Annotated in this window: 1 pseudogene; it reads left to right on the top strand. The window is 73.9% G+C overall.

Going from position 1 to position 207, the window contains the following annotated elements:
* Nucleotides 1-207: pseudogene (locus QM517_RS18220) on the top strand (acireductone synthase); the annotation flags it as partial.

The raw sequence follows: 207 nt of genomic DNA, 5'->3' as shown, positions 1-207 counted from the left end.
TTCTTCGACTCCGTCAGCGCGGGGCCGAAGAAGGAGTCCGGATCGTACGCCCGCATCGCCGCGGCGCTGGGCGTGGAACCATCGCGTGCGCTGTTCCTCCCCGACCACCCCGACGAGGTCGCCGCGGCTCTGGCTGCCGGCTGGCAGGTCGGCGCGCTTGACCGCGCCGGCGAGCCGTGGCACGGCGCCGATTTCGCCTCGCCGTCC

Source organism: Microbacterium sp. IEGM 1404 (assembly GCF_030056775.1).
Classification (GTDB): Bacteria; Actinomycetota; Actinomycetes; order Actinomycetales; family Microbacteriaceae; genus Microbacterium.
This window is presented reverse-complemented; position numbering and strand designations above follow the sequence as displayed.